A 3,909-nucleotide genomic window follows, 5' to 3' on the forward strand; every position below is an offset into this window, starting at 1 on the left:
GCCGACCTGCGCCGCGCGGTCGTCATGGTCACTCAGGAGGCCTATCTGTTCGCCGGTTCGGTGGCCGACAACATCCGCATCGGCAGACCGGAGGCCACCGACGCCGAGGTGCGCGCCGCCGCCCGCGCAGTCGGGCTCGACACCTTCGTGGCCGCGCTGCCACAGGGCTACGACACCGATGTGCGCAGGCGCGGCGGGCGGCTGTCGGCCGGGCAGCGCCAGCTGGTGGCCTTCGCGCGCGTCTTCCTGGCCGATCCGGCGGTGATCGTGCTCGACGAGGCGACCTCCAGCCTGGACATCCCCGGCGAACGGCTGGTCCAGCAGGCGCTGGAGACCCTGCTGCGCGGCCGGACCGCCATCATCATCGCGCACCGGCTGTCCACGGTGGCCATCGCCGACCGGGTTCTCGTCATGGCGGGCGGCCGCATCGTCGAAGACGGAGCGCCGGAGGCACTCGCCGCGGGAAGTGGCAGGTTCGCCGGGCTGCACACGGCGTGGCGGGAATCGTTGGTGTGAAAGAAATTTTCTTGCCGATACCGGCGGTAGCACTAGTGTGGCAGGAGACACTGCTGCGCCACTTTCCCCGTCGCCGTCCGGTGGCCGGGGAAACCGGCGGGTGCACCACCGATCGGACGTCAGGAACAGCTCTTGCTTCACACCTTCACCGGAAAACTGTTCGGACACGCGGACTCTCGGCCCGATGCCCCGGTCTACCGGTTTCTCGACGAAGGTGATGCCGACGGTCCGAGCACGGTGCTGACCTACGGTGATCTGGCCGTGCGTGCCCGCGCGATCGGGGCCGCGTTGCAGCAGACGCGGGCGAGCCGGGCGTTGATGCTGTACCCGGCCGGACCGGAGTTCGCCGAGGCGTTCTTCGGCTGCCTCGCCGCCGGTGTGGTGGCGGTGCCCGCGCCGCTGCCGGAGTGGGAGACGCGCTCGCTGCGCAGGCTGCGGCGGATGGTCGCGCACGCCGATGCCGACGTGGTGCTGGCTCCGCGCCGGGTGGCCGACGACGTCCTCGCCCTGTGCGCGGAGGTCCCGGAATTGGCCGGGATCGAATGGCTCGCCACCGACGACATCGCCACGGACGAGGCCGCGCGCTGGCGTGAGCCCGACATCGACGCGGACTCGGTGGCCTTCCTCCAGTACACCTCCGGTTCCACCAGCGCACCGCGCGGCGTGGTCCTCACCCACGCGAACCTGCTGCACAACCAGCAGGCGTTGGCGGCCGGTCTCGGCCACGACCGCGAGATCGCCGAATCCTGGGACGGCGCGCTGTTCGCCAGCTGGCTGCCGATGTACCACGACATGGGACTGATCGCGCCACTGCTGCACACGGTGTATCTGGGCGCGCATTCGGTGCTCATGTCGCCACTGCACTTCCTGCAACGTCCGCACCGCTGGTTGCGCGCCGTCTCGGAGTTCCGGGCGCACACCAGCGGCGGCCCGAACTTCGCCTACGAGCTGTGCGTGCGCCGCGTGACGCCCGACCAGCTCGACGGGCTCGACCTGAGTCGGTGGCGGGTGGCGTTCAACGGCTCCGAACCGGTCCGGCCCAGCACGGTGCGCCGTTTCGCCGAGACCTTCGCACCGGCCGGATTCCGGCCAGGGGCGCACCATCCGGTCTACGGGCTGGCCGAGGCGACGCTCATCGTGACCGCGCCCGAGGTGTCCGCCGAGCCCGTGTTCACCACGGTGCCCAGCGACTTGCCCGGCGCCAGGGAGGTCGAGGTCGCCGGGGTCGGCCGCCCGGTCGGCGACGCGCACGTCGCGATCGTCGACACCGAGGCGGGGGTTCGCGCCGAGGACGGGGCCGAGGGCGAGATCTGGGTCGCCGGTGGCAGCGTGGCGGCCGGATACTTCCGCGACGAGCAAGCCGCCGCCGAGGTGTTCGGCGCGTGCCTTCCCGGCGACGACCGGCGCTACCTGCGCACCGGGGACCTCGGATTCGTCTCCGGCGGACAGCTTTTCGTCACCGGGCGGAGCAAGGACCTGCTCATCGTCGACGGCCGCAACCACTACCCCCAGGACATCGAGGCCACCGTCGAGACCGCGCACGCGGCCGTCCGCCCCGGCTGTGTGGCGGCGTTCTCGGTCGACATCGGGGTGGACGGGGAACAGCCGGTCGTGGTCGCCGAGGTGCGCGGCGACGACCCGGCCGTGCTCGACGAGATCGACGGCGCGGTGCGCGGGGTGGTCACCACCGAGCACGGGCTCGCGCTCGCGGCGGTGGTGCTGATCCGGCCGGGGACCATGTTCAAGACCAGCAGCGGCAAGGTGCAGCGTTCGGCCTGCCGGGCGGCTTATCTGTCCGGGGAGCTGCTCACGTTGAGCGCCGCTCCGGTCCGGTCGCCCGAGGACGAACTCGACGACTACGACGTGCTCGACCACGAGACGCCCGCCGAAACCCCAATGGCGCGGTCGGATTCCGGGACCACCGGCCTGCCCGCGGCCGGGGGCGCGGGGCCGCGCGCCCAGCCGACCGCGGAGGAGATCCGCTCGTGGCTGGTGACCGCCATCGCCCGTCAGGCCGAGCTGGACCCCGACCGCATCGACCCGCACCGCCCGTTGGTCGAATTCGGTTTGGGCTCGGCGGATCTGGTGGAGCTGGTCATCGATCTGTCCGATTTCGCCGGCACCTTCCTCGACACGAACCTGTTCTTCGATCACCCCACCATCGCGGGCGTGGCCGCCGTCCTCGCCCCCGCCGGACCCGCGACCACCGAGGTCGATTCGGCGCGGGCGCAACCGGATGTGGCGGCGCAGACCACCGCGCCCGCCGCCGAACCCGACGACGACGCCATCGCCATCCTGTCGATGGCGTGCCGATTCCCCGGCGGGGTGGATTCGCCGGAGGCGCTGTGGCGGATGCTGGACGCGGAGACCGACGGCATCACCGACCTGCCGCCCGGCCGCTGGAACGTCGACGGCCTCTACGATCCCGACACCTCGGCGCCCGGCCGCGCCTACACCTTCCGCGGCGGCTACATCGACGGGCTCGACCGCTTCGACGCCGCCTTCTTCGGCATCGGTCCCCGCGAGGCCACCGTCATGGACCCGCAGCAGCGCATCATGCTGCAACTGGCCTGGGAGGCGATCGAACGCTCCGGCCGCGACCCGCGCACCCTGCACGGCAGCCAGACCGGGGTCTATCTCGGCCTGTACAGCACCGGCTATCTCGCCGACCCGGCCCCGGAACAGTTGAACGGCCAGGTGGGCACCGGCCTGTCGCCGAGCGTCGCCTCCGGTCGCATCTCCTACACCCTCGGCCTGCACGGTCCAGCGGTCAGTGTGGACACCGCGTGCTCGTCCTCGATCGTGGCCGTGCACCAGGCGGTGCAGGCGCTGCGGGCGGGGGAGTGCGATGCCGCTCTCGCGGGCGGCGTCACCCTGCTCATGTCGCCCACGCCGCACATCGAACTGTCCCGGCTCGGTGTGCTGTCCCCGCGCGGGAAGTGCGCGCCGTTCTCCGCCGAGGCCGACGGCACGGTGTGGGCCGAAGGCGCGGGCATGATCCTGCTCAAGCGGCTCGCCGACGCCCGCCGCGACGGGGACCGGGTGCTGGCCGTCATCCGGGGTTCGGCGGTGAACCAGGACGGACGCAGCCAGGGGCTCAGCGCCCCGAACGGCGCCGCCCAGGAACAGGTGCTGCGCGCCGCGCTGCGCGCCACCGGCCTGTCGCCGCACGACATCGACTACGTGGAGGCGCACGGAACCGGCACCGCGCTGGGCGACCCGATCGAGGCCCGTGCGCTGGCCCGCGTCTACGGACCCGGCCGCGAGGCGCGCCGCCCGCGCGGCGTCGGCGCGCGCAAGTCCAATCACGGCCCCACCCACGCCGCGGCGGGGGTGGCGGGCAACAACAAAAATGTGCTTGCGGTAAGGCCCCCGCGCCTCCCCCCCCCCCGG

General features: G+C 72.3%; 2 protein-coding genes. Both read left to right on the forward strand.

Features of this window, described 5'->3' with window-relative positions; genetic code table 11:
* Positions 1-516: ATP-binding cassette domain-containing protein (locus QH283_RS22855; RefSeq protein ID WP_280505001.1), on the forward strand; the 516-nt coding region annotated here is incomplete at its 5' end.
* Positions 517-648: 132 nt separating this feature from the next.
* A partial coding sequence (locus tag QH283_RS22860) for a beta-ketoacyl synthase N-terminal-like domain-containing protein (RefSeq protein ID WP_280505002.1) occupies positions 649-3,909 on the forward strand: 3,261 nt, incomplete at its 3' end.

This window comes from Nocardia farcinica (genome assembly GCF_029867845.1).
In the GTDB taxonomy this organism is placed as follows: domain Bacteria; phylum Actinomycetota; class Actinomycetes; order Mycobacteriales; family Mycobacteriaceae; genus Nocardia; species Nocardia farcinica_A.